Raw genomic sequence first — 25,576 nt, forward strand, 5'->3', positions numbered from 1 at the left:
TGGGGGTAGAGAAGGGAATGGGCCCGGCTGCAGGGGGATCAGAGTGCAAGCACCATGCAGATCTCGCAGGCGTCGTGGCCGGTGCAGCCAAGGGGCCCCGGCAGGTGCTCGAAGCCCAGGGACTCGTAGAGGCTGGTGGCTTCCCGCAGATCGGCGGTGGTCTCCAGATAGCAGCGTTGGTAACCCAGGGCGCGCGCCTCGGCCAGGGCCTGCAGCACCAGCCGTCGTCCCAGCCCCAGGCCCCGCAGGGCGGGCAGGAAGTACATCTTCTGCAGCTCGCAGGTATGCGCCTCCCCCGCCAGGGGGGCGATGCCGCCGCCGCCGAGGATGGCGCCATCCGGCCCTTCAATCACCCAGTAGCGGCTCTCTTCCCCCTGATAGGTCTCATGGAGGAAGTCGAGATTGGGATCCGCCACCCCATACCCCTTGTCGGCGGTGAGGCCGTATTCGGCGGAGACGGCGCGGATCACGGCGGCGATATGGGGGTTGTCGGCCGCTGCCATGGGGCGAATGCGATAACCCTGCTGGCGCCGGGTACGGGAGAGGGCGCTGCGATAGAGCCGCATCCCCTCCCAGAGCCGCTCGCACTCGGCGGGGGTGAGCTGGGCCAGGGTCTCGGCCATGGCCTCGTCCATCTGCCGATGCAGCTCCCTTAGCTGCTCCTGACCAAAGGCGGTCAGCCGCGCCTGCTTGCTGCGCCCGTCCGAGGGGTGGGGCTGCCAGGCGATCAGCTCCCGCTCTGCCAGGCGAGCCAGGGGGCGGCTGGCGTTGGACTTGTCGATGCGCAGGCGCTCGGCCAGCTGCTGGTTGGTGGCGGGGCCGCTCTCCAGCTCGATGAGCAGGTGGGCCTCGAGCGGACTGAGGGCCAGGGAACCGCACTGCTGGGAGAGCATGCCGAGTTCGCGGACCAGCTCGCGCGACAGGGCGCGCAGGGGGCGGGGATCCATCTGTGAGTCTCCTTTTGGTTGTTATCGGCAACCAATATAGCCAACTGGTTGCTGGTGACAACGACTTTCTGGCGACGGGGAGGCAGGGGAGGAGAGGCTGGGAGGCGGTGTGGCGGGCACAAAAAAGGGCCCGGGAGGGGGCCCAAACATTGGAAACCCGCGCCGGTATCAGACGCGGATCCCATCCTTGGTCGGCAGGGTGGGTGAGGGGAGCGGCTCGCCGGACCCTATCCACGGGGCGAACGGGTATCGGCTCGACGTACTTTATACCCGCTCCACCAGCATGGTGTCGGTGTCAGGGCGCGGTTTTAGACCAGCTCCGCCAGCATGGTGTCGGCATAAGGGGTCAGTGCCTCCCCCTGTTTGACCTTGGCGAGATAGTCCGGGTTGGCGATCAGGGGGCGACCGATGGCGACGAGGTCGAAGCGATCGGCCTTGATGGCATCAAAGGCGGTCTCGGCACTGTAGTTGCCCACCCCCACCAGGTGACCGTCGTAGTGCTCGCGCAGGTAATCGGAGGCGCGGCCACCCAGATAGTCGAAGGTGAGGCTGTCATCGAAGATGCCCAGATGCACATAGGCCAGATTGCGGTGATTCAGCTCGGCCAGCAGGTGGTCGAACACGGCGCGATCCCGGGCATCCCCTTCCAGATGGACATAGGCGCCGGGGGAGAGACGCAGCCCCACCCGATCCGAGCCGATGCGGGCGTTGATGGCATCCACCACCTCCAGGGGGAAGCGACTCATGTTCTCCGGGGTCTGGCCGTACTGATCGCTGCGCAGGTTGCTGGAGTGGTGCAGGAACTGATCGATGAGGTAGCCGTTGGCACCGTGGATCTCCACTCCATCGAAGCCCGCCTCGATGGCGTTGGCGGCGGCCTGGGCGTAATCCTCGACCAGCTGGACGATCTCGGCCACGGTCAGGGCGCGGGGCACCTGGTATGTCAACTCGCGCATGCGCGGCACCGAGCCCTCGAAACCGACGGCGGAGGGGGCCAGCACCTCGGCGTGGTGGAAGAAGGGGTGGGAGAGGCGGCCCACGTGCCACAGCTGGGCGAAGATCTTGCCCCCCTTGGCGTGCACGGCCTCGGTCACCTGCTTCCACCCTGCGATCTGCTCAGGGCTGTAGATGCCCGGGGTGTTGGGATAGCCCTGGCCGTCCGGGCGAATGATGGTGGCCTCGGAGATGATGAGGCCGATGTCGGCGCGGCGGCCATAGTAGGCGGCCATCTGCTCGGTCGGCACCAGGCCCGGGCCCGCCATGCAGCGGGTGAGGGGGGCCATCATGAAGCGGTTGGCCAGGGTCAGGCTGGCGTTGAGGCGATAGGGTTGAAACAGGGTATTCATGGGTGAGTGTCCTGGGCGATGATTCTTGAACGTGCATTCAAGATGTTTTTTGCCCCGGACGCAACTCTTTTTTGAATGCTTGTTCAAGATAGGTTGGCCTGACCCTCTCCCTGGGGTAGACTTGCCGCCATTCCAGCCTCCGTCACAGGAAACCCGATGCGCAGTGCCGAGTTCAACCGCGAAACCGTCTTGCGAAATGCCATGGAGGCGTTTCGTGCCAAGGGCTATGCCAAGACCACCATGCAGGAACTGGTGGCGGCGACTGGTCTGCATCCGGGCAGCCTGTATGCGGCCTTTGGCAACAAGCGCGGCCTGCTGCTGGCGGCGGTGGATCACTACATTGCGAGCAAGCGCGCCAGCCGTCGCGACCTGTTCGCGCAAGGGGAGCCGCTGGCGGCCATAGAGGCCTTCCTGCGTCAGGTGGTGAGCGACACCCTGGGAGGCTGCTGCCTGGTGACCCGCACCCTGGTGGAGCTGGCGGAGCAGGATGAGGAGCTGCGGCTGCGGCTCAAGGGGAGCTATGGCGAGCTGGAGGCCGACCTTGCCGCCGTGCTGGAGCAGGCCAGGGCCGGGGGCCGGCTCGGCTCGGATGCCGCCATCACGACCCTGACCGCCTTCCTGCTGGTCAGCATCCAGGGGCTGGTCACCGTTGGCCAGTGCCGCCCCGAACCCGAGCTGCTCGGCAATGTGGTCAGCCAGATCATGGCCGCCCTGCGGGCTTGACCTGCGAAACGGAAACAACAATGGCTCCCGAGGGAGCCATTGTTGTTTCTGGAGATGCCACATGCAGCCGGGTTGTTTGCCCCCTTCTCCCGCTCATCTAAAAAAGAATGGGAGAAGGGTTGGGGATGAGGGGGAGGTTACACCCAGCAGGGTTACTCTGGCTTCACCAGCTCCTTTATCAGATTCTTGAGCCACACCAGGGCCGGTTGCTGGGCGTGGACCGGATGCCAGACGCAGTTGAGGTGGTAATCCGGCACGTCGTCGGGCAGGGGCAGGCTTTTCAGCGGCCAGTGGCTGGCGAGCAGCTCGGCCACCATGCTGGGCAGCACCAGCAGGTGATCGCTCTGGCTGACGATGGCGGCGGCGGACATATAGCTCTGGCTGTTGACCGAGATGGTGCGGCTATGGCCCAGGCTTTGCAAATAGCGGTCGAGGCTCGCCTCCGAGGTGCCCAGCGGCGAGTGGAACACGTGGGGCATCTCGATAAGCTGCGCGAGGGTGATGCGCTCCTCTTCCAGCTCCAGGGTGGCGCGCACCAGCCCGGCCAGGGGTTCGGTGAGCCAGGTCTCCTTGCCCAGATACCCCGGCACCTGCATGTACTCGTCAAACCCCAGCACGAGATCTATCTCGCCGCTCGCCAGCTCGGCTTCGGGCAGGGTGTCGCGCAGGATGCGGATTTCGATGGTGACGCCGGGGGCCAGCTTCCTGAGGCGCTGGATAAGGGGCGGGATCAGCACGCACTCCACGTAATCCGTGGTGCAGAGCACGAAGCGGCGCTTCGATTGGCGCGGCGCGAACTCGTCCTCCTCCCAGAGCTGCTGCTCCAGCAGCCGCAGCGCCTGCTGCACCCCCAGATGCAGGCGCTGGGCCCGGGGAGTCGGCAACATCCCCTGGGGCGTACGCACCAGCAGCGGGTCGCCGAGAAAGGCCCGCAACCGGCCGAGGGAGTGGCTCATGGCGGGCTGGCTGATAAAGAGCGACTCGGCGGCGCGGGTCACGCTTCCTTGCGTCATCAGGGCGTCAAAGGCGAGCAGCAGATTGAGGTCGAGCTGGTGCAGTTTCATGGGGGGATTATTCGCCGTGTTTATGGGACAATTAATCCTATTCATTTGATGGATGGGCGCGCAACTTCTTACACTGCGACCCACTGTTATTTTTCCAGGGTTCCCAGGTCAAGGTGGGGGCCTCAATCCATGCAAGGAGCCTTGCGATGAGCATCAAGACCATCAACTCCATTCCGGCCGCCGACGGCTTCACCATGCCCGCCGAGTGGGCGCACCAGCAGGCCGTCTGGATGATCTGGCCGTTCCGCCCGGACAACTGGCGGGAAGCCGGTCGCTTCGCCCAGGCCACCTTCGCCAAGGTGGCGGATGCCATCGGTGGCGCGACGCCGGTCTTTATGGGGGTGCCGGCCCAGTTCATGGAGCAGGCCCGTGGCATCATGCCTGCCCACGTCACTCTGGTTGAAATGAACAGCGATGACTGCTGGGCCCGCGATACCGGCCCCACCATCGTCACCAACGCCGCAGGCGAGTGCCGTGGGGTGGACTGGGGCTTCAACGCCTGGGGCGGCCACAAGGGCGGTCTCTACTACCCGTGGAATCAGGATGAAGAGGTCGCTGCCCGGATGCTGGAACAGCACGGCATGGCTCGCTACGACGCGCCGCTCATTCTGGAAGGGGGCTCCATCCATGTGGATGGCGAAGGCACCTGCCTGACCACCGCCGAGTGCCTGCTCAACGAAAACCGCAACCCGCACCTGAGCAAAGCGCAGATCGAAGCGCACTTGCGCGACTATCTGGGCGTGAAGAGTTTTATCTGGCTGGACGAAGGGGTCTACATGGACGAGACCGACGGCCACATCGACAACATGTGCTGCTTCGTGCGCCCGGGTGAAGTGACCCTGCACTGGACCGACGACCAGAACGATCCCCAGTACGCCCGCTCCCTGGCCGCCCTCAAGGTGCTGGAAGCGGCGGTGGATGCCAAGGGGCGCAAGCTGAAAGTGTGGAAGCTGCCCCAGCCGGGCCCGCTCTACTGCACTGAAGAGGAGTCTGCCGGTGTCGAGAGCGGCAGCGGTGTGCCGCGCGAGGCCGAAGGTCGTCTGGCCGGTTCCTACGTGAACTTCCTCATCACCAACGATCGCATTGTCTACCCGCTGCTGGATGTCGCCACCGATGGCGAAGCCCAGCGCATTCTGGAAGAGATCTTCCCGGAGCATAAGGTCGTCGGCGTACCGGCCCGCGAGATCCTGCTGGGGGGTGGCAATATTCACTGCATTACTCAGCAGATCCCCTCCGGCAAATAAGCTGGTCGAAGAGTGTAGACATTCAAAACCCCACGCCGTGGGGTTTTATCCCTTGATGGTGTGATGGCCGCAGGCGCCGATGCGGCGATCATCATGACAAACAGTCACCCTTTTACAGGAGATCCTAAATGATCGAAGTGACCGAGGTTTCCATTGCCGAGCTGCGCGATGCGCTCGGATCCGGCCGCACTACCGCGGTCGAACTGGTCAAGGCCTATCTGGCCCGTATCGAGGCTTACAACGGCCCCGAGACTGACACCAAACTCAACGCCGTCGTGGTGCCCAACCCCGATGCGCTGAAAGAGGCGCAAGATTCCGATGAGCGCCGCGCCCGTGGGGAAACCCTGGGGCCGCTCGACGGCATCCCCTACACCGCCAAAGACAGCTATCTGGTCAAGGGGCTGACCGCCGCCTCCGGCAGCCCGGCCTTCAAGGATCTGGTGGCCCAGCGCGATGCCTTTACCGTTGAGCGCCTGCGCGCCGCCGGTGCCATCTGCCTTGGCAAGACCAATATGCCCCCCATGGCCAATGGCGGCATGCAGCGCGGCGTCTATGGCCGTGCCGAGAGCCCCTACAACGCCGACTACCTGACCGCGCCCTTTGCCTCCGGCTCCTCCAACGGGGCCGGTACTGCCACCGCCGCCAGCTTCTGTGCCTTTGGTCTGGCGGAAGAGACCTGGTCGAGTGGCCGGGGTCCTGCGTCCAACAACGGCCTGTGCGCCTATACCCCGTCCCGTGGCGTGATTTCGGTGCGCGGCAACTGGCCCCTGACCCCGACCATGGACGTGGTGGTGCCCTACGCCCGTACCATGGCCGATCTGCTGGAAGTGCTGGATGTAGTGGTCGCCGACGATGCCGACACCCGTGGCGATCTCTGGCGCATGCAGCCCTGGGTGCAACTGCCCAAGGCCTCCGAAGTGCGTCCGGCTTCCTATCTGGAACTGGCTGCCAAGGCCGATGCCCTCAAGGGCAAGCGCCTCGGCGTGCCGCGCATGTTTATCAACAAGGATGAACTGGCGGGCACCAGCGAGCACCCCGGCATCGGCGGTCCGACCGGTCAGCGCATCCATACCCGCCCCTCGGTGATTGCCCTCTGGGAAGAGGCGCGCAAGGCGCTGGAAGCCGCGGGCGCCGAGGTCATCGAAGTGGACTTCCCCCTGGTCTCCAACTGCGAAGGGGACAGACCCGGCGCGCCGACCGTGTTCAATCGCGGCATAGTGAGCCCCGAGTTTCTCAACGACGAGCTGTGGGAGCTCTCCGGCTGGGCGTTCGACGACTTCCTGCGTGCCAACGGCGATCCCAAGTTGAACAAACTTGAAGACGTCGATGGGCCCCAGATCTTCCCCCACGATCCGGGCACCTTGCCGAACCGCGAAGGCGATCTGGCGGCGGGCATGGACGAGTACGTCAATATGGCCAAGCGTGGCCTGAAATCCTGGGACGAGATCCCCACAGTGCCGGACGGCCTGCGCGGCCTGGAGCAGACCCGCAAGCTGGATCTGGAGGACTGGATGGACGGGCTCAAGCTCGACGCCGTGCTCTTCCCGACCGTGGCCGACGTGGGTCCGGCTGACGCGGACGTGAATCCGGCCTCCGCCGACATCGCCTGGAGCAACGGCATCTGGGTCGCCAACGGCAACCTCGCCATTCGCCACCTCGGCGTGCCGACTGTGACCGTTCCCATGGGGGTGATGGCCGATATCGGTATGCCGGTGGGCCTGACCTTCGCCGGTCGTGCCTATGATGACAACAACCTGCTGCGCGTCGCTTCGGCCTTCGAGTCCACCGGCAGCAAGCGTATGGTGCCGCCACGGACGCCGCCGTTGGGGTGATAGGTGTTGGGGTAGAAATCCCGAGTTGGTCTGGTGATAACGAAAATAACCCCACCCGCAATGCGAGTGGGGTTATTTTTAACATGCATTACCTGACTGATCTCTTCTGGGAAGTAATCTACTGAGTTACTTTCGATATAGTAATAATATCCACGCTGGGGATTATTACTATTGCAGATTAAAATGAAAGCTATCTTCTTCTGCGAGGTATCATTGGTTTTGCCTGAGGGGCATGAGATTTCAACCCCTGGTCACCTGTTAATAGTTCAACGTTATAACCTGACTCAGAATAAAATTCAGCGACATTCTTTATAGTGGCATCACCGATGCCTATGCCTTGTGAGGCTAAAGCAGGCCATGATGTGGATAGTGTTTTCATTGCCTCTTTTGACCAAAGAGTATCTTGGTCATTAAATGCTGCCCAAGGTGATATACTTTCCGCGGTAAGTGAAATATATTCAGAAAACTTTGTCGCAAGAGTATACCTATCGCCATTTGCAAAGGCGATATGATTTCCCATCTCTATTATTGAAGCAAGAGGAAGAACAAAAATAGTGTTATTATGTCGTTCTCTTTCGACAACATCGCTAATTCTCTGATGATCCCATGCATCGCCCTCTGGCCCACATGTGTCTTTTCCGGGAACTTCAAACCAGCAACACAAAACACAAGTGTCGAAGATAATGACTTTTCTACTCATCATTATCTCCTTTATTTTCTATCGAAAATTGATTGTTTAATGCATTTTCAATTGAACCTTTACTTGTAAGTGTACCAACAGGCCCGGAAGCAAGCATCTTAGGTAGCATTGAGATATCTTCAAGCAGTGTTAACATACTAGACCCAGTTAATGGATCTCTATGGCTTACTGTAATAAAGGGGGTGTATTTATGACCTAGTCTATCAAGAAATGCAGGGTTATGAGTTGTCACAAGAACATCGACTTTACGGAGGCTACCTATCTCTGATAATACACGAATAAGTAAATCTGCACGTGATGGGTGTAGACCGTTGTCAATCTCTTCAATTACCAGTAAGCTGCCAATCGGTCTAGTTAGCAGTGCAGTAAGAATGGCGAGAAACCTCAGTGTTCCATCAGACATTCCTCTCGCATCTATAATCTGTGGCTCATCATCAAGCCAGCCCTCTTTACAATAAAGCATTGCGGAGCTATTAAACCTATCTACGGTTTCAGAGAATACTTCAATTATTTCTCTTTCTGGCAAGCTCTTTATATAGTTAGATAATTTAGTCTCTAGAGATTTCTTTTCATCCTCAGGAAAAGCAGATATTACACCTGCGATATTGTTAGCATCACTGCTTAAAGCATCTGATAATGGTGAGAAGCTTCTCATGTGAGATGGAATTGGATCCAAAATGAAAATATTCCCCAAATTCTCATGCATTGTATTAAGTGCCGCATTAATCTCACTTCTGAGGATGTTTGCGGTAGACTGAATATGCAATTGGCTCAGAATGCTTTGTGATCTGGCGCAGGGGCGAGGAGAACCTTGCTTTTCATTATATGTCCTAGCAGTTATATATGGTGAATCTTGCTCACAAGGGTCTGTTCTATATATGAATATGCTATATGGATTGCTTTTGTTATCTTTTGAACGATATTTTAATCGCTGCAAACTCTCACTCTTAACCTGCAGAGAACCACTATAGTTTTCTATCTCTATCGCATAAAGATAGTCGATATTTTCAACGTTTCCGGCCACTGTTGCAGATAATGTGAACGATGATGTATTGTTTTTACAAACCCATTGTATGCCCCCCCTCATTTGTTCCATAATTACAGAGAATGGAGTTCCAATAGTTGATTTGCTTAAAAAGTTAAATGCATCCAAAGCATTCGACTTCCCACTGGCATTACTACCTATTAATATTGTCAATGGGTCGATAAAAAGCTGTGAATGTGCAAAACTTTTCCAATTTGCCATTCCAATAGACTTAATCATAAATCCGCCTATAACTTGAAGTGCCGCATAAGCGTTACACTATATTCACCATTTAATAATAATCAGTGTTCTGTTGCACTTTTCACATACAAAAACCTATAATTAATGGCAAGTCAAATTTTAAAAGCCATAATTTAGTGTTTATTTATCATATAAAATTCTATCGTACTACAGACACTACACTACTGGCATTCAAAAATTAAGGTATTTTAAAAATAAGATGGATGTCACATTTTTATTTACAGGGCTGTAGGTTTGAATAGCGAAGCGTATTCGGACGTTTAGAAATCTGGGACACCCACCTGTCTCCAGAATCTGGGACATCCACCTTTCTCAGGCTTTGACAGGGCTTGTGCCGAAATCTGGGACACCCACCTTTTCCATTCTAGTTGCACGACTGTCGCAAGCTGTCATGTCGTACAGCAGGGGATCTAGGAAATCTGGCATCGGAATCTGGGACACCCACCTTTTCAGGCTTTGACAGGGCTTGTGTGCTGGGCTTGGCTTATGTCGTGATACTGGAGGAAAGCCCCATGACCATTGCCCGCTCACGTCAAATCAGCCTGGAAGACACGCCCTATTACCATGTGGTCAGCCGCTGTGTGCGGCGGGCCTTCCTGTGTGGGGAAGATAGTCATTCGGGCCAGAGTTATGAGCACAGACGGCAGTGGGTGGTCGACAAGCTGGGGTTGCTCTCGCAGGTATTTGCCATCGAGATCTGCGCCTATGCGGTGATGAGCAATCACTATCATCTGGTGCTCAAGGTGGCGCCCGATAAAGCCATGGGTTGGAGCGATCGCGAGGTGGCGGAGCGCTGGGCCGTCTTGTTCCAGTGGCCTCCCTTGCTGCGCCGCTGGTATCAAGAGGAGGCACTTCTGGTCCCGGAGCAAGCCGTGGTGCAGTCGCTGATAGCACAATGGCGCGAACGCCTCTATTCCATCAGCTGGTTGGTGCGTCTGCTGAATGAATCCCTGGCCCGCCAGGCCAATGAGGAGGATGGCTGCAAAGGTCACTTCTGGGAGGGACGTTTTAAGAGTCAGGCATTGCTGACTGAAACCGCTCTGCTCTCTTGCATGGCCTATGTGGATCTCAACCCGGTTCGGGCGGGTATTGCTGATACGCCAGAAGAGAGTGACTACACCAGTATCAAGCAGCGGATTGACGCATCGACAGCGGATGCAACACCTGCCCTGCATCTGCTTCCTTTCTCAGCCAAGCATGAGCCCGAGGCGCTGCCTTACGGGTTTACCGACTATCTGACTCTGGTGGATTGGACTGGGAGGGCTATCAGAGCGGACAAGCGAGGACATATTTCCGCCGACCTGGCTCCCATCATGGGGCGCCTTGGGCTGGATGAATCACAGTGGCTGAGGCAGGTCGCTCTGTTTCGACATCGGGGCATCAGAGTGGTAGGCGACAAGGTCGGTTGCCAGCGATATGCCGAACATTGCGGTCAAACACGATGTTACCAACCCCGGTTATAGCGATTGTGCCTGTGTCGATTGTTATCTGATATCCGTCCCTGGCAAGGGGGGCTCGCGGCAAGTTTTCGCCCGATTGAGACCGTTTTGGATATCCCAACGAAGTGAGCATTATCGGCACGCCTCATCAGGTAAGAGGTGCGCTTGAATTTGCTGATGAGTCTCTAAGTAACATCATCTGAGTGCATTTATTTGATGGATGTCCTGAAGAAGAGAAAGGCTGGGAAAAGAAAAATGCCGCTCAGGTGTTCAGTCTGAACGGCACTGTCTGCATGGGCACTTTGCTCGTTAGCGGAAGCGGAACAGTTCCCGGTGCAGGGAGGGTTTCAGGTGTTCGCTCAGAATATGTGCCATGGGTTCCGGGCCGCAGAACCAGACAGGATCTCGCTGCCGCTCGCCCAGCTCCGCCAGATTGAGTCGGCCATGCTCGCGTTCCAGATGCAGCCGATAGTCGACCCCGGTCTGGCGACACAGCTGTGCCAGATGCTCATGGTAAGGCGCTTCCTCCATGCTGGGGGCGCACTGGAGCAGCGTGGTGCCAGGGCGGCGTTCGCCGCGTCGTGCCAGTGCCTCGAGCCAGGCTACAAACGGCGTGACGCCAATGCCTGCGCCGATCCAGAGACCCTGGGCCGACAAGGGCAGGGAGAAGGCGCCGTAGGGACCGGTGACTGTGACGGCATCGCCAATCTTGAGGTGTTGTTGCAACCAGCGGGTGTGATCCCCTAGAGCACGTACGGCCAGGGTCAAGGTGCGCCTATCTGCCGAGACATCCACCAGGGTATAGGGGTGGGGCTCGCCGCGCCCGGCGAAATCGAAGAAGGCGAATTGACCCGGACGGTAGCCGGGCAGGGGAGCGGTGAGGGCAACTCGGATCTCCAGGGTGCGTTCATCCAGGGGAGTGAGGGCGTTGACCGCCCCCTGGCGGCGTGCGTTCTTGCCCACCCGGCCAGAGAGGGAGTAGAGGGCCCCCATGGCACCCATCCCACCACCGATGAGCAGGGTCAGGCCGACCGGGGTCAGGGCGCCGATGCGCGGCAACAGACAGAGCCCGTGCAGCCAGCCCATCAGATAGATGACGGGAGCCAGCCGGTGGGCCACCCTGAAGCGCTCGTAGCGCACCACGGCGAGCAGGCTCACCACCACCAGGGCCAGCAGCAGATAGAAACTCCACTCCCCCAGGGTATTGCCGAGGCTGTGCCACAGGGCATCGTTACCAGCACCAGCACCAGCACCGCGGCGTGCTGGTCGGGTCAGCCAGTCGGCGGCGACGGCCCACTTGGGGGCTTCCACCAGCAGCCAGTGGGCCATCAGGGTGCCGGTAGCCCAGAGGGCGCTGCTGCGGTGCAGGTGCAACATGCGATCCAGCCCGCCGCACCAAGCCTCTAGCCTTGGCAGGCGCAGGGCCAACAGCAGGGAGAGGGTCATGGCGCCGAGGCCAAGCAGACCGGTCAGGATCAGCAGCTCGTGGCGCCAGGGCCAGATGTTGCTTGGCCAGGCGGGCAGTCCGGCCAGCCAGATCAGGGCCAGCCCAAGTGGCAGTGCCCAGCTGAGGGACGTGGGTTTCATACTAGCCTCCTTGTTATCTACCTCTTATTGCATACTCCGTTTGTGGCGAGAGTGTGCCATCGGCGGCATCTTTGTGTGGCAGAGTGTGACAAGGGGCAAGGGCTGGATGTCATGGCTTTTTGCATAGGAAAATAGATGGGTGTCCTGTCTATCTCCGGTGTCCTGTCTATCTCCGTCCGGTGGGAAAAGGTGGGTGTCCCGCCTATTTTGTGTCCCGCCTATTTTCCTCGGGTAAGGAAGGAGGGGGCTGCCGCCTTTCCGGAGCAAAGGAGCGCGAAGGGGTCGTCAGGAAAACTAAAAAGGGCAGGTACGACCTGCCCCTCTGTGTCAGCCTGGCTCCCCGGCCGCCAGCTCCTCTGCCGTCATGGGGCGCAAGACCCGGCAGGGGTTGCCGACCGCCACCACGCCTGCCGGAATGTCCTTGGTGACCACGGATCCCGCCCCGATGACGCTGTTGTCCCCTATGGTGACGCCGGGACAGATGACGACGCTGCCCCCAATCCAGACGTTGTTGCCGATGCGCACCGGCCTGCCGAGCTCCACTCCGGCCACCCGAGGTGCTACCGCCACCGGGTGGGTGGCGGTGTAGATCTGCACCCCGGGGGCCAGCAGCACGTTGTCACCTATGTGCACCTCGCACACATCCAGGATGGTGCAGTTGAAATTGGCGTAGAAATTCTCGCCGACAAAGATGTTGGCGCCATAGTCGCAGAAGAAGGGTGGGGTGATGAAGCAGCGCGCTGCGCGACCGCCCAGCAGGCGGGTGAGGCGCTCATCCCGGCCCGGGGCATCGGTCCGCTCCCGGTTCAGCTCGCCGAGCAGGGAGCGGCACTGCTCCCGCGCCGCCCTGAGTTCGGGGTCCCCCGCATCATAGGGCTCCCCCGCCACCATCTTCTGCCACTCGGGCCCATGCACGGGTTGCCGAGCCTCTGTGGCCACCACTGTCATTGTCTCTGTCATCATCTATTCCATCAGCCAGATCAGGGATTCGTAAGGGCGCAGCTCGCAGGATTGTGGCCGGGTCGGGCTATCTGGGTAGTTGCCAAGCAGCAGGCGGCCCTCTCCATTGGCCAGCTCGGCGGGCAGATCGAAAGTCACCGGCTCGCCGTAGAAGTTGCTCACCACCAGCAGGGTCTGGCCCTTGGCGCGGCGGGCATAGGCCCAGATCTGCTCGTGCCCCGTCAGCAGTTCCTGATAATCCCCCTGGGTGAAGATAGGGTACGCCTTGCGAAGGGCGATGAGATCCCGGTAGTGCCAGAACACCGAGTCGGTGTCGGCCAGCGCCGCCTCGGCGTTGATCTCGGGGTAGTTGGCGGCGGGCTTGAGCCAGGGTGTGCCGGTTGTGAAGCCCGCATTGGGGGCGGCGCTCCACTGCATGGGGGTGCGGGAGTTGTCCCGGGATTTGGCCGCCAGAATGGCGAGGATCTCGGCCTCGCTCATCCCTTCGGCCTGCTTGATGGCGAAGATGTTGCGGCTCTCCACATCCTGATAGTCGTCGATGTGCTGATAGCCGGGGTTGGTCATGCCGATCTCCTCCCCCTGATAGATGTAGGGGGTGCCCTGCAACCCGTGCAAGGTGCTGGCCAGCATCTTGGCGGCCACCACCCTATGTTCGCCCTCGTCGCCGAAGCGGGAGACGATACGCGGCTGGTCGTGGTTGCACCAAAACAGCGCCGACCACCCCTTGCCATGCATACCGCTCTGCCAGTGATTGAAGATGCGCTTGAGCTCGAGAAAATCGAATGGCGCCTTGGTCCACTTGTCGCCGCCCGGGTAATCCACCTTGAGGTGGTGAAAGTTGAACACCATGGAGAGCTCTGAACCATCCAGCGCGCCATAGCGCTGGCAGTGCTCCAGACTGGTGGAGGACATCTCTCCCACCGTCATGGCCCCCACGGGGGCGAAGACGTCGCGGCTCACGTCCTGCAAAAATTCGTGGATGCGCGGCCCGTCGGTGTAGAAGCGGCGGCCATCCCCCAGGTCGTCGCTCGGGAAGCGCTGATCCTTGGAGATAAGGTTGATGACGTCGAGACGGAAACCGTCCACACCCTTCTTCGCCCAGAAGTGGATGATCTTTTTCACCTCGGCGCGCACCAGAGGGTTTTCCCAGTTGAGATCCGCTTGCTCGCGGGCGAACAGGTGCAGATAGTACTGGCCGGTGGCCGGGTCCAGCTCCCAGGCGCTGCCGCCAAATTTGGATTGCCAGTTGTTGGGCACGCCGCCTTCCACCGGATCTTTCCAGATGTAGTAGTCGCGGTAGGGGCTTTGCTTGTCCCCCAGCGCCGACTTGAACCAGGCGTGCTCGGTGGAGGTGTGGTTGACCACTATGTCCATCACTATGCGGATGTCGCGCCCGTGGGCGGCGGCCAGCAGCGCCTCGAAATCGCTCATGGTGCCGTAAGCCGGATCGACGGCCAGGTAGTCGGCGATGTCGTAGCCGTTGTCCACCTGGGGGGAGACGTAGACCGGGGTCAGCCAGAGGGCATCGACACCTAGGGTCTTGAGATAGTCGAGGCGGGCCATGATCCCCTTGAGATCGCCGGTGCCGCGAGCGCCGGAATCCTGAAAGCTCTTGGGGTAGATCTGGTAAATCACGGCGCTTTGCCACCAGGGTGTCTGTGTCATGGTTGGATCGCTCATTGGTTGAAACTGGGTTGAACAGGCCAATAAAAAGGGCGGAGCCTGGGCTCCGCCGATGTTGTTATGGATCAGGCGGTGGCCAGATCCAGCTTGCCGGCCGCCTGCTGGCGCTTGTAGACCAGCAGGGTCAGCACCACGGGCACCACTATGGCCACCAGCATGGCGACGGCGTAGATGGCCCAGTATTGCGGCTGGATGGAGAGGATGCCCGGCAGGCCGCCCACCCCGATGCCGTTGGCCATCACGCCGCTGAAGCCGCAGATGAGGGCCGCGAGGCTGGAGCCCACCATGGCGCACAGCATGGGGAACTTGTACTTGAGGTTGATGCCGTACATGGCCGGCTCGGTCACCCCGAGGTAGGCGGAGATGGCGGCCGGGACCGAGATCTCCCGCTCGTTCTCCTTGCGGCTGATCAGGATGATGCCGACGACCGCAGACGCCTGGGCGATATTGGAGAGCGCGATCAGCGGCCAGATGGGGGTGCCGCCCATGCTCTGCATCAGCTGCAGGTCCACCGCGTTGGTGGTGTGGTGGATGCCGGTGATGACCAGGGGGGCATAGAGGAAGCCGAACAGGGCGGCGCCTATGGGGGCAAAGGAGCCGGTCATGGCGGCCTTGGCGGCAAAGCCGACCCCGTCACCAATCCAGCGGCCGAACGGGCCGATCAGGGCGTGGGCCACGATCACCGCCAGCAGCAGAGAGATGAAGGGCACTATCACCAGGTAGAGGTAGGCCGGGATGATGCGCTTGAGGTTGGTCTCCACCCAGGCGAGGAAGACACCCGCCAGCAGGGCCGGAATGACCTGGGCCTGATAGCCCACCTTCTGGATGACGAAGAGGCCGAAGTCCCACACTTCCGGGGTCTGCTGCCCGATGCCATAGGCGTTCATCAGCTGCGGCGAGACGAGGGTTATACCCAGCACTATGCCGAGGATCTCGGAGCCGCCCATCTTCTTGACCGCAGACCAGCAGACCCCCACCGGCAGGAAGTGGAAGATGGCTTCACCCAAGAGCCAGAGGAAGGCGTGGACCTGGGCCCAGAACTGGCTGATCTCCACCAGGGTGTGCGTCCCGTCGTCGAACATCTTGATGTCGCCGATGACGTTGCGAAAACCCAGGATCAGGCCGCCGGTGATGATGGCGGGCAGCAGGGGGACGAAGATCTCCGCCAGGTGGGAGATGCCGCGCTCCAGCGGATTCATGTTGTGGCGGGCGGCCTGCTTGGCGGCCTCCTTGCTACCGCCGCTCACGCCTATCTCCTCGGTGAGCGCCTTGTACCACTGATCCACCTCGTTGCCGATCACCACCTGGAACTGGCCCCCCTGGGTGAAGCTGCCCTTGACCGCCGGAATGGTCTCGATGGCCTTGGGGTCCGCCTTGGCCGGATCGGCCAGCACGAACCTGAGCCGGGTCAGGCAGTGGCTGACGGTGGTGATGTTGTCCTTGCCGCCGATCCGTTCGATCAGCTGCGCCAGATGTTGTGTGTTGACTTTTGACATGAGCCTTCCCTCTGTGACTCCATGAATAATGGTCGTTTCTTTGCCGGCTGGCCAATGACCGCCCGCTTATTGGTATCGTTCCCAATCAGCATGAAGCCAGTGGCGGACATCAGCAATGGGAACGTTCCCAATTCGTGGCGGTGGTCACAAAAAGTGCAAGACACCGGTCATGAGGGGAAAAGATAGACTACAGGGGCTGGCAGGGAGCTATGGTGGCCCTGGGGGCCTGCCCCTCTTCAATCTGATCGAGCAGCTGCCTGGCGGCCAGGATGCCGGCATCCTTGTAGCCGAAATCCAGGCTGAGGGTGTTGGCAAACAGGAAAGTCAGCATGGGATTGCTGCCAAGGCCGCTCACCAGGATGTCGGTGCGACCCTGCTCCTGCAGGTACTTGGCGGCGCCGATGGCCAGGGTGTCGCTGGCGCAGACCATGGCCTGGGTGGTGGGGGTGAGCAGCTCGGCCGCCAGCCGGTAGCCGCTGTGCAGGCCGAGATCCCCTAGGGCGCTGCGAGGCGTGCGCCCACGCTCCCGGCAGTAGTCCAGATAGGCCTGGTGCCGGCGCAGACCTGTGGTGAGATCGCTGCGTTCCACCCCGAGATAGGCGACCTCTGTCAGGCCGCGCTCCCCTAGGTGGGCGAGCACGGCCCGCACCGCGCCCTCATCGTCGAAGCAGACCGACGAGAAGCCGGGGCGCTCGCGGGCCATCAGCACCAGCTTCTCCCTGAGCGGCGCCATGGCGGCATAGTCCAGATCGTTGAAGGCAAACAGGATGATGCCGTCCACCCCGCGCCGCTCCAGCACGGCCAGGTGCTCGCTCACCTTGGCGGGGGAGAACTTGCTCTCCATCAGCACGGCGTCGTAGCCGCGCTGGTAGAGGGTCTCCAGCATGCCGCGCACCGCCTGGTTCTCCGAGCTGGAGTCCAGGCGCGACACCACTATGCCGACCACCTGCTGGCTCTGGCTGCGCATGGCCCGGGCCGACTTGCTCGGCACGAAGTCGTGCTCTGCGATCACCGCCTCGACCCTGGCCCGGGTCTGGGCGTTGACCCTGGGATCCTGATTGAGCACCCGGGAGACGGTCGACTTGCCGACCCCGCTGAGGCGGGCGATATCGAGGATGGTCAGTTTCTTTTCCATGGGGGATCCGTACAGGGGAGGGCGACAACCGGGATGCAGACATTGTTGTGATTAAAGCCTGTGAATACAAGCCCATGGCGCTAGAATGGGCCTTCTGCCCGCCAGGGCCCCCGCAGCCGCAGGACGCGAACCATGGATTTGACCGCCAGCCTTCACTTCTCCCTCTCCATCACTGGCCCCATCTGCGTGGTGCTGGCGCTGGGCATAGGCCTCAAGCGGCTGGGGCTCTTGCCCGACAGCTTCGTGGAATCCGCCTCCCGCTTGGTGTTCCAGGTCACACTGCCGGCCTTGCTGTTCCTCAGCATGGTGCGCACCGATTTTTCCACCATGCCGAGCCCCTGGCTCATCGTCTACGGTCTGCTCGGCACTTTGGCCGGCTTTCTGGTGCTGGAAGCCCTGGCGGCTCGCTTCATCCCGGCGCGCGCCCAGCGCGGCATCTTCGTGCAGGGCAGCTTTCGCGGCAACATGGGGATCATGGGGCTGGCCTATGTGCAGAACGCCTACGGCCCGGAGGGGATAGGGGCCGCCGCCCTGCTGGTGGGCTCCATCACAGTGCTCTACAACATCCTCGCGGTGATCACCCTGACCCGCAGCCTGGGGGGCGGAAAAGGGCTCAAGCCCATCCTCAAGGGGATCGTCAAAAATCCCCTCATCATCGCCATCCTGGCGGCGCTGCCATTCGGCCTGCTCGGCATAGAGCTGCCCCAGCTGGTCACCACCACGGGCAACTATTTCGCCAACATGACACTGCCGCTGGCGTTGCTCTGCACCGGCGCCAGCCTCAACCTCAAGGCCCTGCGCGGCGGCGCCATGCTGACCGGCTGGGCCACCGCGAACCGCCTGCTCTGCATTCCGCTGCTGCTGGTGACGGGGGCCTGGGCGCTCGGTTTCAGTCCCCAGGCCCTCGGCATCCTCTTCCTCATCAGCTCCACCCCCACCGCCGCCGCCAGCTATGTGATGACCCGCGCCATGGGGGGTGACAGCGCCCTGGCGGCGAACATCATCGCCACCACCACGCTAGGTTCTCTGGTCACCACCAGTCTGGGCGCCGCCCTGATGAACTACCTGGGGCTGATGGGCTGATGGGCTGATGGGCTGAAGGAGCGGTCGTCCATCACATTATCGCCACCACCACTCCGGGCTCGCGGGTCACCAGCCGTCGGACCGGGAGCGGCCATGATGAACTAGCTGGGGCTGATGGGCTAAGCCGCTATCTCCATGGGATGACCCCTGCCAGGGGGCGCGCATCGGCGGCCAATATCCATCCACGCCACCACCCTGGGCTCGCGGGTCACCAGCCGTCTGATCGGGGGCGGCCCTGATGAACTACCTGGGGCTGATGGGGTAAGGCACTATCGCCATGGGATGATCCCTGCCAGGGGGCGTGTATCGGCGGCCAATATCCATCCACGCCACCACCCTGGGCTCACGGGTCACCAGCCGTCTGATCGGGGGCGGTCATGATGAACTACCTGGGGCTGATGGGGTAAGGCATGGTCACCATGGGATGACCCCTGCCAGGGGGCGCGCATCGACGGCCAATATCCATCCTCGCCACCACCCAGCTCGGCTCCCTGGTTACCACCAGCCTGGGGGCGGCCACAGCCCATTGGCTGCCAGCATCATTACCGCCTCCTTCGTTCTTCACCGCCTCCCTTTACATCCAGCTGACCCAATCCTGGGACTTCGCTGTCGCCTGATCCGCCAACCCAGCCCTCCCAAGTTGCCGCAGTGATCCCAAAAACGGAAACCGGTTTCCGTTTTTGGATTTGACCATGGTACATTTCGTCCTGTTCCCTTACGTGATCAATGAGACGCCATACCATGCACCTGCCAACCGCATTGCTGATGAACAACCCTATCCAGGGATACGACTGGGGCAGTACAGATGCCCTGACCCGACTATTCGGGATCCAGAATCCCGCAGGCGCCCCTCAGGCCGAACTCTGGATGGGAGCCCATGCCAATGGCTGCTCCCTCGTCGAGGTGGGGGGTCTGTCGGTTCGATTGTCCGAGCTTATCGCCGGGCGCTCCCTCGCCATGCTGGGGGAGTCCACAGTGACTCGCTTTGGCTCCTTGCCGTTCCTGTTCAAGGTGTTGTGCGCCGAGAAGGCGCTCTCCATCCAGGTACATCCGAGCAAGGCCCAGGCCGAGGTGGGTTTTGCCCGTGAAGAGGCCGCGGGCATCGCCGTCGATGCGCCCCATCGCAACTATCGCGATGACAACCACAAACCCGAGCTGGTGTTTGCCCTCACCCCCTATCAGGCGATGAACGGCTTTCGTGAGTTTGGCGCCATCCTGGCGCTGTTTGAGCGGGTAGCCGCACCGAGTCTGGCCCCGCTGGTGGGGGCATTTGCCGCCGACCAGAGCCCGGCCGGCCTCTCGGTTTTCTTTCGCGCCCTGCTGACCCTGGAGGGGGAGTGCAAGGAGGCGGCCCTCGTCGCCCTCAGAGCCTATGCCGATGATCATCAGGGCGAGGAGGTGTTCGCTCTGGTACTGACCCTGTTCGACCAGTATCCGGGGGATGTGGGCCTGTTCGCGCCGCTGCTGCTCAATGTGGTGACGCTGCAACCGGGCCAGGCCATGTATCTGGATGCGGGTACCCCCCACGCCTATGTCCATGGGACCGGGCTCGAGATCATGGCCAATTCCGACAACGTGCTGCGCGCCGGTCTCACCGCCAAGCACCTGGATGTCGACGAGTTGATCGCCTGTACCCGTTGTCAGCCCAAACCCGCCGACGAGCTCCTGCTATCACCTCGCCGGGCGGGGTTGGCCCAGCACTTCGACGTGCCCGTGTCCGACTTTACCTTCAGCGTCTACGATGCCGGCACTCACAGCCTCGCCACCACGAGTGCGGAGATCCTGTTTGCCATCAATGGCACCCTCTCCTTGCGTTGGGATGGCCAGCCGCCGCTGGCGCTGGCGCGGGGGCAATCGGCCTTCCTGCCTGCCTGCCTGGGTCCCTATGAGGTGAGTGCAAAGGGTTGCTTTGCCCGGGCGGGCAACCGCTGAACCAGGCCTCCTCTGGAGGCGCGGCTAAATGTAAAGAGGGAGGCATGATGCCTCCCTCTCGCGATGGGATCTGTGTCAGAGCGGAGGCGACCGCTTGAGTCGCCCAAGGAGGCTGGGGTCAGTGGGCCCGGCGCTCCGCCTCCTGGGCCAGCAGCATTCGCTCGTGGGCGATGAAGAAGGGGCGATACAGCACGTAGCTGTTGAGGATGCAGACCAGCACCATCAAGGCATTGGCCCAGCTACCGTTGGCGGCCCAGGCGGCCCCCAGTGGCGAGGGCATGGACCAGGGCAGCATGGCCACGAAGCGATCCAGGTAGCCCCACTCGGTCAGCAGCCAGGCCAGGGTGGCATTGACCATGGGGACTCCGATGAAGGGCAGGAAGAACAGCGGGTTCATGATGATGGGGAAGCCGAACAGGATGGGTTCGTTGATGTTGAACAGGGAGGGGATGAAGCCGAGCCGACCGACCGAGTGCAGGGTGCGACTGCGGCTGCGCATCGCCATGAACACCAGGGGCAGGGTGGTACCTATGCCGCCGATGAGCAGGTAATAGTCCCAGAATCCCTGCAGGAAGATGTGGGGCAGGGGCTCGCCCGCCATCAGCGCCGCCTGGTTGACGCTGAGCCCCGCCATCCAGAACGGGGAGAGCAGGCCGTTGACGATGAGGGCGCCGTGCACCCCCATGAACCAGAGCAGGTGCGCCACCAGCAGGGCGACGAGCAGGGCGGGCAGGGTGTCGGCACCGGTCACCAGGGGGTGAAACAGGTGACTCATCAGCTCCGGCAGAGAGATGCCGAAATGCTGCTGCAACCAGAGTCGCAACAAGCTGAGGGAGAGGGTGACGAACAGCAGCGGGATGATGAGCTGGAAGCCCTGCCGGGTCATCAGGGGGACTTCCTCGGGGAACTTGATGATCCAGCCGGCTCGCTGAAACAGGCGGATCGCCTCCACCGTGTAGAAGGCCGCCAGCAGGGCGGTGAAGATGCCAAGCCCGCCGAGATAACCGAAGACCCCCCCCTGCACCGAGCGAAAGTCGATGAGCAGCAAGAAGGCGACACAGCCACATAGACCGGATAGGCGCTCCGGCATCTGATAGGCCTTGGCCAGGCTGGCGGCCGCCCCGAAGGCGATGATGAGGGAGACCAGCCCTGCGGTGTGACTGTAAACGGGATAGAGCCAGGGCATCAGCTGCCGGGAGAGATCCCGTATGGCGATGGCCAGTGGGTGGCCATTGTCACTGGCGATCGGGGGGTAGAGAAGGGGGACCAACAGACTCCCTACTATGATGAAGGGCATGGCGAGCTGGAATCCATCCCGCAGCGCCATCACATGGCGACTGCGGGTCAACCAGTTGGCAACCGGTATCATCCTCTGTTCGACGATGCTGGTCAGCATCCCCATCACTTGCATGTTCATTGTTGCGCTATTCCTCGGGTTACCAGGCGCCCCGGCGTGCCCCCATTTTGCTCCCTTTTGGACTCAGCGTCCGTATCGGCCCACCAAGTTTCCCCATTTTTCTAGCTGGCTCACAAAAAAAGCCTGGCTATCCAGCCAATGCTGGACGTGGATCACAAATGGCGTGACTCGAAACGGAAACCGGTTTCCAAATGTTTTCTCGAGCGGCACAATCCACCTCATACCACCCCAAGGAGATTAAGTGATGAAGAAGATCATGTTGTGCTGCTCCTCCGGCATGTCCACCAGCCTGCTGGTGAAGAAGATGAAAGAAGAGGCGGCCAAGCGCGGCCTGCCTGCCGAGATCAATGCCTTCGGTGCCAGCGAGTTCGATGTCCAGATGCCCCACTACCAGGTGGTGCTGCTGGGCCCCCAGGTCAAGTACATGCAGGCCGAGCTGGCGGGGCGCGCCGCGCCGCACGGTGTCCCTGTCGCCGTCATCGACATGATCGACTACGGCATGCAACGGGGTGACAAGGTGCTGGATCACGCCCTGTCGCTGATTGGCTGACTTCGATTACCACAACAAGGAAGAGTCCATGAACACGCTTTACGACCGCTTCGTCTCGGTGATCGAGCAGAAGATAAGCCCGCTGGCTGGCCGCCTCGGGCAACAGAAGTACATCCAGGCCATTCGTGACGGCTTCATCGCCGCGCTGCCCTTCATGATCGTCGGCAGCTTCATGCTGGTGTTCATCTTCCCCCCCTTCTCGCAAGAGACCCAGTGGGGCTTCGCCCGGGCCTGGCTCGATTTTGCCAGCACCTATCAGGCCCAGTTGCTGTTGCCGTTCCAGCTGAGCATGGGGTTGATGACCCTGTTCATCTCGGTGGGAATAGGCGCCAGCCTGGCCCGCCAGAACGGGCTGGACCCCGTCACCACCGGCCTGCTCTGCCTGATGGCCTTCATGCTGGTGGCCGCGCCGGTCAAGGATGGCACCATGTCCATGCAGTATTTCTCCGGTCAGGGGATCTTCACCGCGCTGATCACCGCCATCTATGCGGCCGAGGTCTATGCCTTCCTCAAGAAGCACAACATCACCATCAAGTTGCCGCCTCAGGTGCCGACCGGTGTGGCCCGCTCCTTCGAGGTGCTGATCCCGGTGCTGGTGATCATCCTGACCCTGCACCCCCTCAACCTGTTGCTGGAGAGTGCCACCGGCATGATAGTGCCCGAGGCCATCATGGCGCTGATCAAACCCCTGGTCGCCGCCTCCGACTCCCTGCCCGCCATGCTGTTGGCCGTCTTGCTGTGCCAGATCCTCTGGTTCGCCGGCATCCACGGCGCCCTCATCGTCACCGGGATCATGAACCCGTTCTGGATGGCCAACCTGGCCAACAACCAGGCCGCCATGGCCGCAGGTGAAGCCCTGCCCCACATCTTCCTGCAAGGCTTCTGGGATCACTACCTGCTGATCGGCGGCGTCGGTTCCACCCTGCCCCTGGCCTTCCTGCTGCTGCGCAGCAAGGCAGCCCACCTGAGATCCATCGGCAAGATGGGGGTGGTACCCGGCCTGTTCAACATCAACGAGCCCATCCTGTTTGGTGCGCCCATCGTGATGAACCCGGTGTTCTTCCTGCCCTTCATCCTGGTGCCCATGATCAACGCCACCCTGGCCTGGTTCGCCCTGGATCTGGGTCTGGTCGAGCGAGTGGTCTCCCTCACTCCCTGGACGACACCGGCGCCGATAGGTGCCTCCTGGGCCGCCAACTGGGCCATCAGCCCGGCCCTGATGTGCATTCTCTGCATGTGCAGCGCCGCCGTCATGTATTACCCCTTCCTCAAGGCCTATGAGCGCGGTCTGCTCAAGCAGGAAGAGGAGACCGAGGAGGCAGAGAAGGCCTTCACCGGTGACGTCACCATGGCAACCCGAGCCACCCGTTAATCCCATCGCCAATCGGCCGCCATCGTGGCGGCCACACAGGAGAATCACCATGCAGTACCGTTTCCCCGACACCTTCTGGTGGGGCAGTGCCTCATCCGCCCCTCAGGCCGAAGGCGCCAGCCTGCAAGGGGGCAAGGCTCCGACCATCTGGGATCACTGGTTCGCCACGTCGCCGAGCCGCTTCCACCAGCAAGTGGGTCCGGCCGACACCTCCACCTTCTACCAGCACTTTCGCGATGACATCACCCTGATGGCGCAGATTGGTCACAACAGCTTTCGCACCTCCATCTCCTGGGCCCGGCTGCTGCCCGAAGGGCGTGGGGAGCCCAACCCGGAGGCGGTGAGCTTCTACCACGCCATGCTCGACGAGCTGCTGGCGAACGGCATCACTCCCTTCATCAACCTGTTCCACTTCGACATGCCCATGAGCATGCAGGCGCTGGGGGGCTGGGAGAGCCGGGAGGTGGTTGACGCCTTCGCCGAGTTCGCCGCCACCTGCTTCCAACTGTTCGGGGGCAAGGTGAAGCACTGGTTCACCTTCAACGAGCCGATCGTGCCGGTGGAGGGGGGTTACCTCTACGACTTCCACTACCCGAACGTGGTGGACTTTCGCCGGGCCGCCACCGTGGCGTACCACACCATGCTGGCCCACGCCAAGGCGGTGCAGGCCTATCGCGGCCAAGGCCAGGATGGGCAGATCGGCATCATCCTCAACCTGACCCCCTCCTATCCGCGCTCCCAGCATCCGGCGGATCTGAAGGCGGCCAACATCGCCGATCTGATGTTCAACCGCAGCTTCCTGGATCCGGCGGTCAAGGGCGAATACCCCGCCGAGCTGGTGGCGCTGCTGCGTGAATACGATCAACTGCCGGTCTGCGAGCCGGGCGATCGCGCGCTGCTGGCCGCCGGCAAGGTGGACTTGCTCGGGGTCAACTACTACCAGCCGCGCCGGGTCAAGGCCCGCAGCAACGCGGTCAATCCCGCCAGCCCCTTCATGCCCGAGTGGTTCTTCGATTACTACGAGATGCCGGGACGCAAGATGAACCCGCACCGGGGCTGGGAGATTTACGAGCAGGGCATCTACGACATCCTGGTCAACCTGCGTGACCACTACGGCAACATTCCCTGCTTCATCTCCGAGAACGGCATGGGGGTCGAGGGGGAGGAGAAGTTTCTCGGCGAGGATGGCCAGATCCAGGATGACTACCGCATCGCCTTCGTCAGCGACCACCTGCGCTGGGTACACAAGGGAATAGGCGAGGGGTGTCAGTGCTTGGGCTATCACCTGTGGACCTTCATCGACAACTGGTCGTGGAGCAATGCCTACAAGAACCGCTATGGCTTCGTTCGCCTCGATCTCGCCAGCGGCGAGCGCCGCATCAAGAAGAGTGGCGAATGGTTCGCCGACGTATCGCGCAACGGTGGCTTCTGAGCCCGCAACCGACCAACCACAAGGAATCACGACATGTTTGATCTCGAAGAAACCGTCATGGGCATCATCATCAATGCCGGCCAGTCCCGCAGCCTCTGCTACGAGGCGCTGCGCTGCGCCAAGCAGGGCCAGTTCACCGAGGCCGACGATCTGCTCAAGCAGGCCACAGAGGCGGCCAACGCCGCCCACGCGGTGCAGACCAAGCTGATCGAGGCGGATCAGGGAGAGGGCAAGATCCCGGTCACCCTGGTGCTGGTGCACGCCCAGGATCACCTGATGACCTCCATGCTGGCCAAGGAGCTGGTGGTCGAGCTCATCGAACTCTATCGCCGTCAGGCGGCCTGATCGG

At 61.3% G+C, this 25,576-nt stretch carries 21 protein-coding genes; 10 read left to right on the top strand and 11 right to left on the bottom strand.

What is annotated here, in order from left to right; genetic code table 11:
• Positions 1-38: 38 nt before the first annotated feature.
• Positions 39-947, bottom strand: coding sequence for a bifunctional helix-turn-helix transcriptional regulator/GNAT family N-acetyltransferase (locus ACW5W4_RS02025; RefSeq protein ID WP_456688227.1), 909 nt, complete (start codon positions 945-947; stop codon positions 39-41).
• A gap of 308 nt (positions 948-1,255) precedes the next feature.
• Positions 1,256-2,293, bottom strand: coding sequence for an alkene reductase (locus ACW5W4_RS02030; protein ID WP_456688228.1), 1,038 nt, complete (start codon positions 2,291-2,293; stop codon positions 1,256-1,258).
• Between the two features lie 156 nt (positions 2,294-2,449).
• Between ACW5W4_RS02030 and ACW5W4_RS02035 the strand changes: the two genes are divergently transcribed.
• Complete coding sequence (locus tag ACW5W4_RS02035) at positions 2,450-3,016, top strand: TetR/AcrR family transcriptional regulator (protein ID WP_427261001.1); 567 nt, start codon at positions 2,450-2,452, stop codon at positions 3,014-3,016.
• 152 nt (positions 3,017-3,168) lie between these two features.
• Here ACW5W4_RS02035 and ACW5W4_RS02040 read toward each other — a convergent pair whose 3' ends face one another.
• Positions 3,169-4,080: a LysR family transcriptional regulator gene (locus tag ACW5W4_RS02040; protein ID WP_456688229.1), complete on the bottom strand. Its 912-nt coding sequence runs from the start codon at positions 4,078-4,080 to the stop codon at positions 3,169-3,171.
• Positions 4,081-4,226: 146 nt separating this feature from the next.
• Between ACW5W4_RS02040 and aguA the strand changes: the two genes are divergently transcribed.
• Positions 4,227-5,324: an agmatine deiminase gene (gene aguA, locus ACW5W4_RS02045; RefSeq protein ID WP_456688230.1), complete on the top strand. Its 1,098-nt coding sequence runs from the start codon at positions 4,227-4,229 to the stop codon at positions 5,322-5,324.
• A gap of 128 nt (positions 5,325-5,452) precedes the next feature.
• Positions 5,453-7,156, top strand: a complete 1,704-nt coding sequence (locus ACW5W4_RS02050; RefSeq protein WP_456688231.1) for an amidase — start codon at positions 5,453-5,455, stop codon at positions 7,154-7,156.
• 190 nt (positions 7,157-7,346) lie between these two features.
• On the opposite strand, the gene ACW5W4_RS02055 is transcribed toward ACW5W4_RS02050, so the two are convergent.
• Together ACW5W4_RS02055 and ACW5W4_RS02060 are read right to left on the bottom strand one after the other, a co-directional pair.
• On the bottom strand, positions 7,347-7,856 hold the full coding sequence (locus ACW5W4_RS02055; RefSeq protein ID WP_456688232.1) for a hypothetical protein: 510 nt from the start codon (positions 7,854-7,856) through the stop codon (positions 7,347-7,349).
• Positions 7,849-9,120, bottom strand: a complete 1,272-nt coding sequence (locus ACW5W4_RS02060; protein ID WP_456688233.1) for an AAA family ATPase — start codon at positions 9,118-9,120, stop codon at positions 7,849-7,851. The genes ACW5W4_RS02055 and ACW5W4_RS02060 overlap by 8 nt, the downstream gene beginning before the upstream one ends.
• A gap of 533 nt (positions 9,121-9,653) precedes the next feature.
• Between ACW5W4_RS02060 and ACW5W4_RS02065 the strand changes: the two genes are divergently transcribed.
• Positions 9,654-10,604 carry a transposase gene (locus ACW5W4_RS02065; protein ID WP_456688234.1) on the top strand — a complete coding sequence of 317 codons (951 nt, stop codon included), beginning with the start codon at positions 9,654-9,656 and terminating at the stop codon, positions 10,602-10,604.
• Between the two features lie 285 nt (positions 10,605-10,889).
• Here ACW5W4_RS02065 and ACW5W4_RS02070 read toward each other — a convergent pair whose 3' ends face one another.
• The 5 genes from ACW5W4_RS02070 to treR all read right to left on the bottom strand — a co-directional run bounded on the left by ACW5W4_RS02070 (position 10,890) and on the right by treR (position 17,441).
• Complete coding sequence (locus tag ACW5W4_RS02070; RefSeq protein WP_456688235.1) at positions 10,890-12,167, bottom strand: ferredoxin reductase family protein; 1,278 nt, start codon at positions 12,165-12,167, stop codon at positions 10,890-10,892.
• A gap of 327 nt (positions 12,168-12,494) precedes the next feature.
• On the bottom strand, positions 12,495-13,127 hold the full coding sequence (locus ACW5W4_RS02075; protein ID WP_427260995.1) for a sugar O-acetyltransferase: 633 nt from the start codon (positions 13,125-13,127) through the stop codon (positions 12,495-12,497).
• Positions 13,128-13,130: 3 nt separating this feature from the next.
• Entirely contained in the window at positions 13,131-14,792 is a 1,662-nt protein-coding gene (gene treC / locus ACW5W4_RS02080; RefSeq protein WP_456688236.1) for an alpha,alpha-phosphotrehalase, read from the bottom strand.
• A gap of 83 nt (positions 14,793-14,875) precedes the next feature.
• Positions 14,876-16,306, bottom strand: a complete 1,431-nt coding sequence (gene treB / locus ACW5W4_RS02085; protein ID WP_456688237.1) for a PTS trehalose transporter subunit IIBC — start codon at positions 16,304-16,306, stop codon at positions 14,876-14,878.
• Between the two features lie 187 nt (positions 16,307-16,493).
• A complete protein-coding gene (gene treR, locus ACW5W4_RS02090) occupies positions 16,494-17,441 on the bottom strand; it encodes a trehalose operon repressor TreR (protein WP_456688238.1) in 948 nt (315 codons plus the stop codon).
• 132 nt (positions 17,442-17,573) lie between these two features.
• Here treR and ACW5W4_RS02095 point away from each other — a divergent pair, with 132 nt between their 5' ends.
• Positions 17,574-18,524 (top strand): AEC family transporter, encoded by a 951-nt coding sequence (locus tag ACW5W4_RS02095; protein ID WP_456688239.1) that lies wholly within the window; start codon positions 17,574-17,576, stop codon positions 18,522-18,524.
• A 741-nt stretch (positions 18,525-19,265) separates the two neighbouring features.
• On the top strand, positions 19,266-20,456 hold the full coding sequence (gene manA / locus ACW5W4_RS02100) for a mannose-6-phosphate isomerase, class I (protein WP_456688240.1): 1,191 nt from the start codon (positions 19,266-19,268) through the stop codon (positions 20,454-20,456).
• A 118-nt stretch (positions 20,457-20,574) separates the two neighbouring features.
• On the opposite strand, the gene ACW5W4_RS02105 is transcribed toward manA, so the two are convergent.
• The gene (locus ACW5W4_RS02105) at positions 20,575-21,873 is read right to left on the bottom strand and encodes a PTS sugar transporter subunit IIC (RefSeq protein ID WP_427260989.1); all 1,299 of its coding nucleotides are present in this window, start codon (positions 21,871-21,873) and stop codon (positions 20,575-20,577) included.
• A 244-nt stretch (positions 21,874-22,117) separates the two neighbouring features.
• Between ACW5W4_RS02105 and ACW5W4_RS02110 the strand changes: the two genes are divergently transcribed.
• Genes ACW5W4_RS02110 through chbA form a run of 4 tightly spaced genes read left to right on the top strand, consistent with a single transcriptional unit; the run spans position 22,118 to position 25,572 of the window.
• Positions 22,118-22,423, top strand: coding sequence for a PTS sugar transporter subunit IIB (locus ACW5W4_RS02110; RefSeq protein WP_427260988.1), 306 nt, complete (start codon positions 22,118-22,120; stop codon positions 22,421-22,423).
• A 28-nt stretch (positions 22,424-22,451) separates the two neighbouring features.
• Positions 22,452-23,795, top strand: a complete 1,344-nt coding sequence (locus tag ACW5W4_RS02115) for a PTS sugar transporter subunit IIC (protein ID WP_427260987.1) — start codon at positions 22,452-22,454, stop codon at positions 23,793-23,795.
• Between the two features lie 49 nt (positions 23,796-23,844).
• Complete coding sequence (locus ACW5W4_RS02120; RefSeq protein WP_456688241.1) at positions 23,845-25,227, top strand: glycoside hydrolase family 1 protein; 1,383 nt, start codon at positions 23,845-23,847, stop codon at positions 25,225-25,227.
• 33 nt (positions 25,228-25,260) lie between these two features.
• Positions 25,261-25,572, top strand: coding sequence for a PTS N,N'-diacetylchitobiose transporter subunit IIA (chbA, locus tag ACW5W4_RS02125; RefSeq protein WP_408756666.1), 312 nt, complete (start codon positions 25,261-25,263; stop codon positions 25,570-25,572).
• The last annotated feature ends 4 nt before the right edge of the window (positions 25,573-25,576 follow it).

This window comes from Aeromonas crassostreae, from assembly GCF_054052445.1.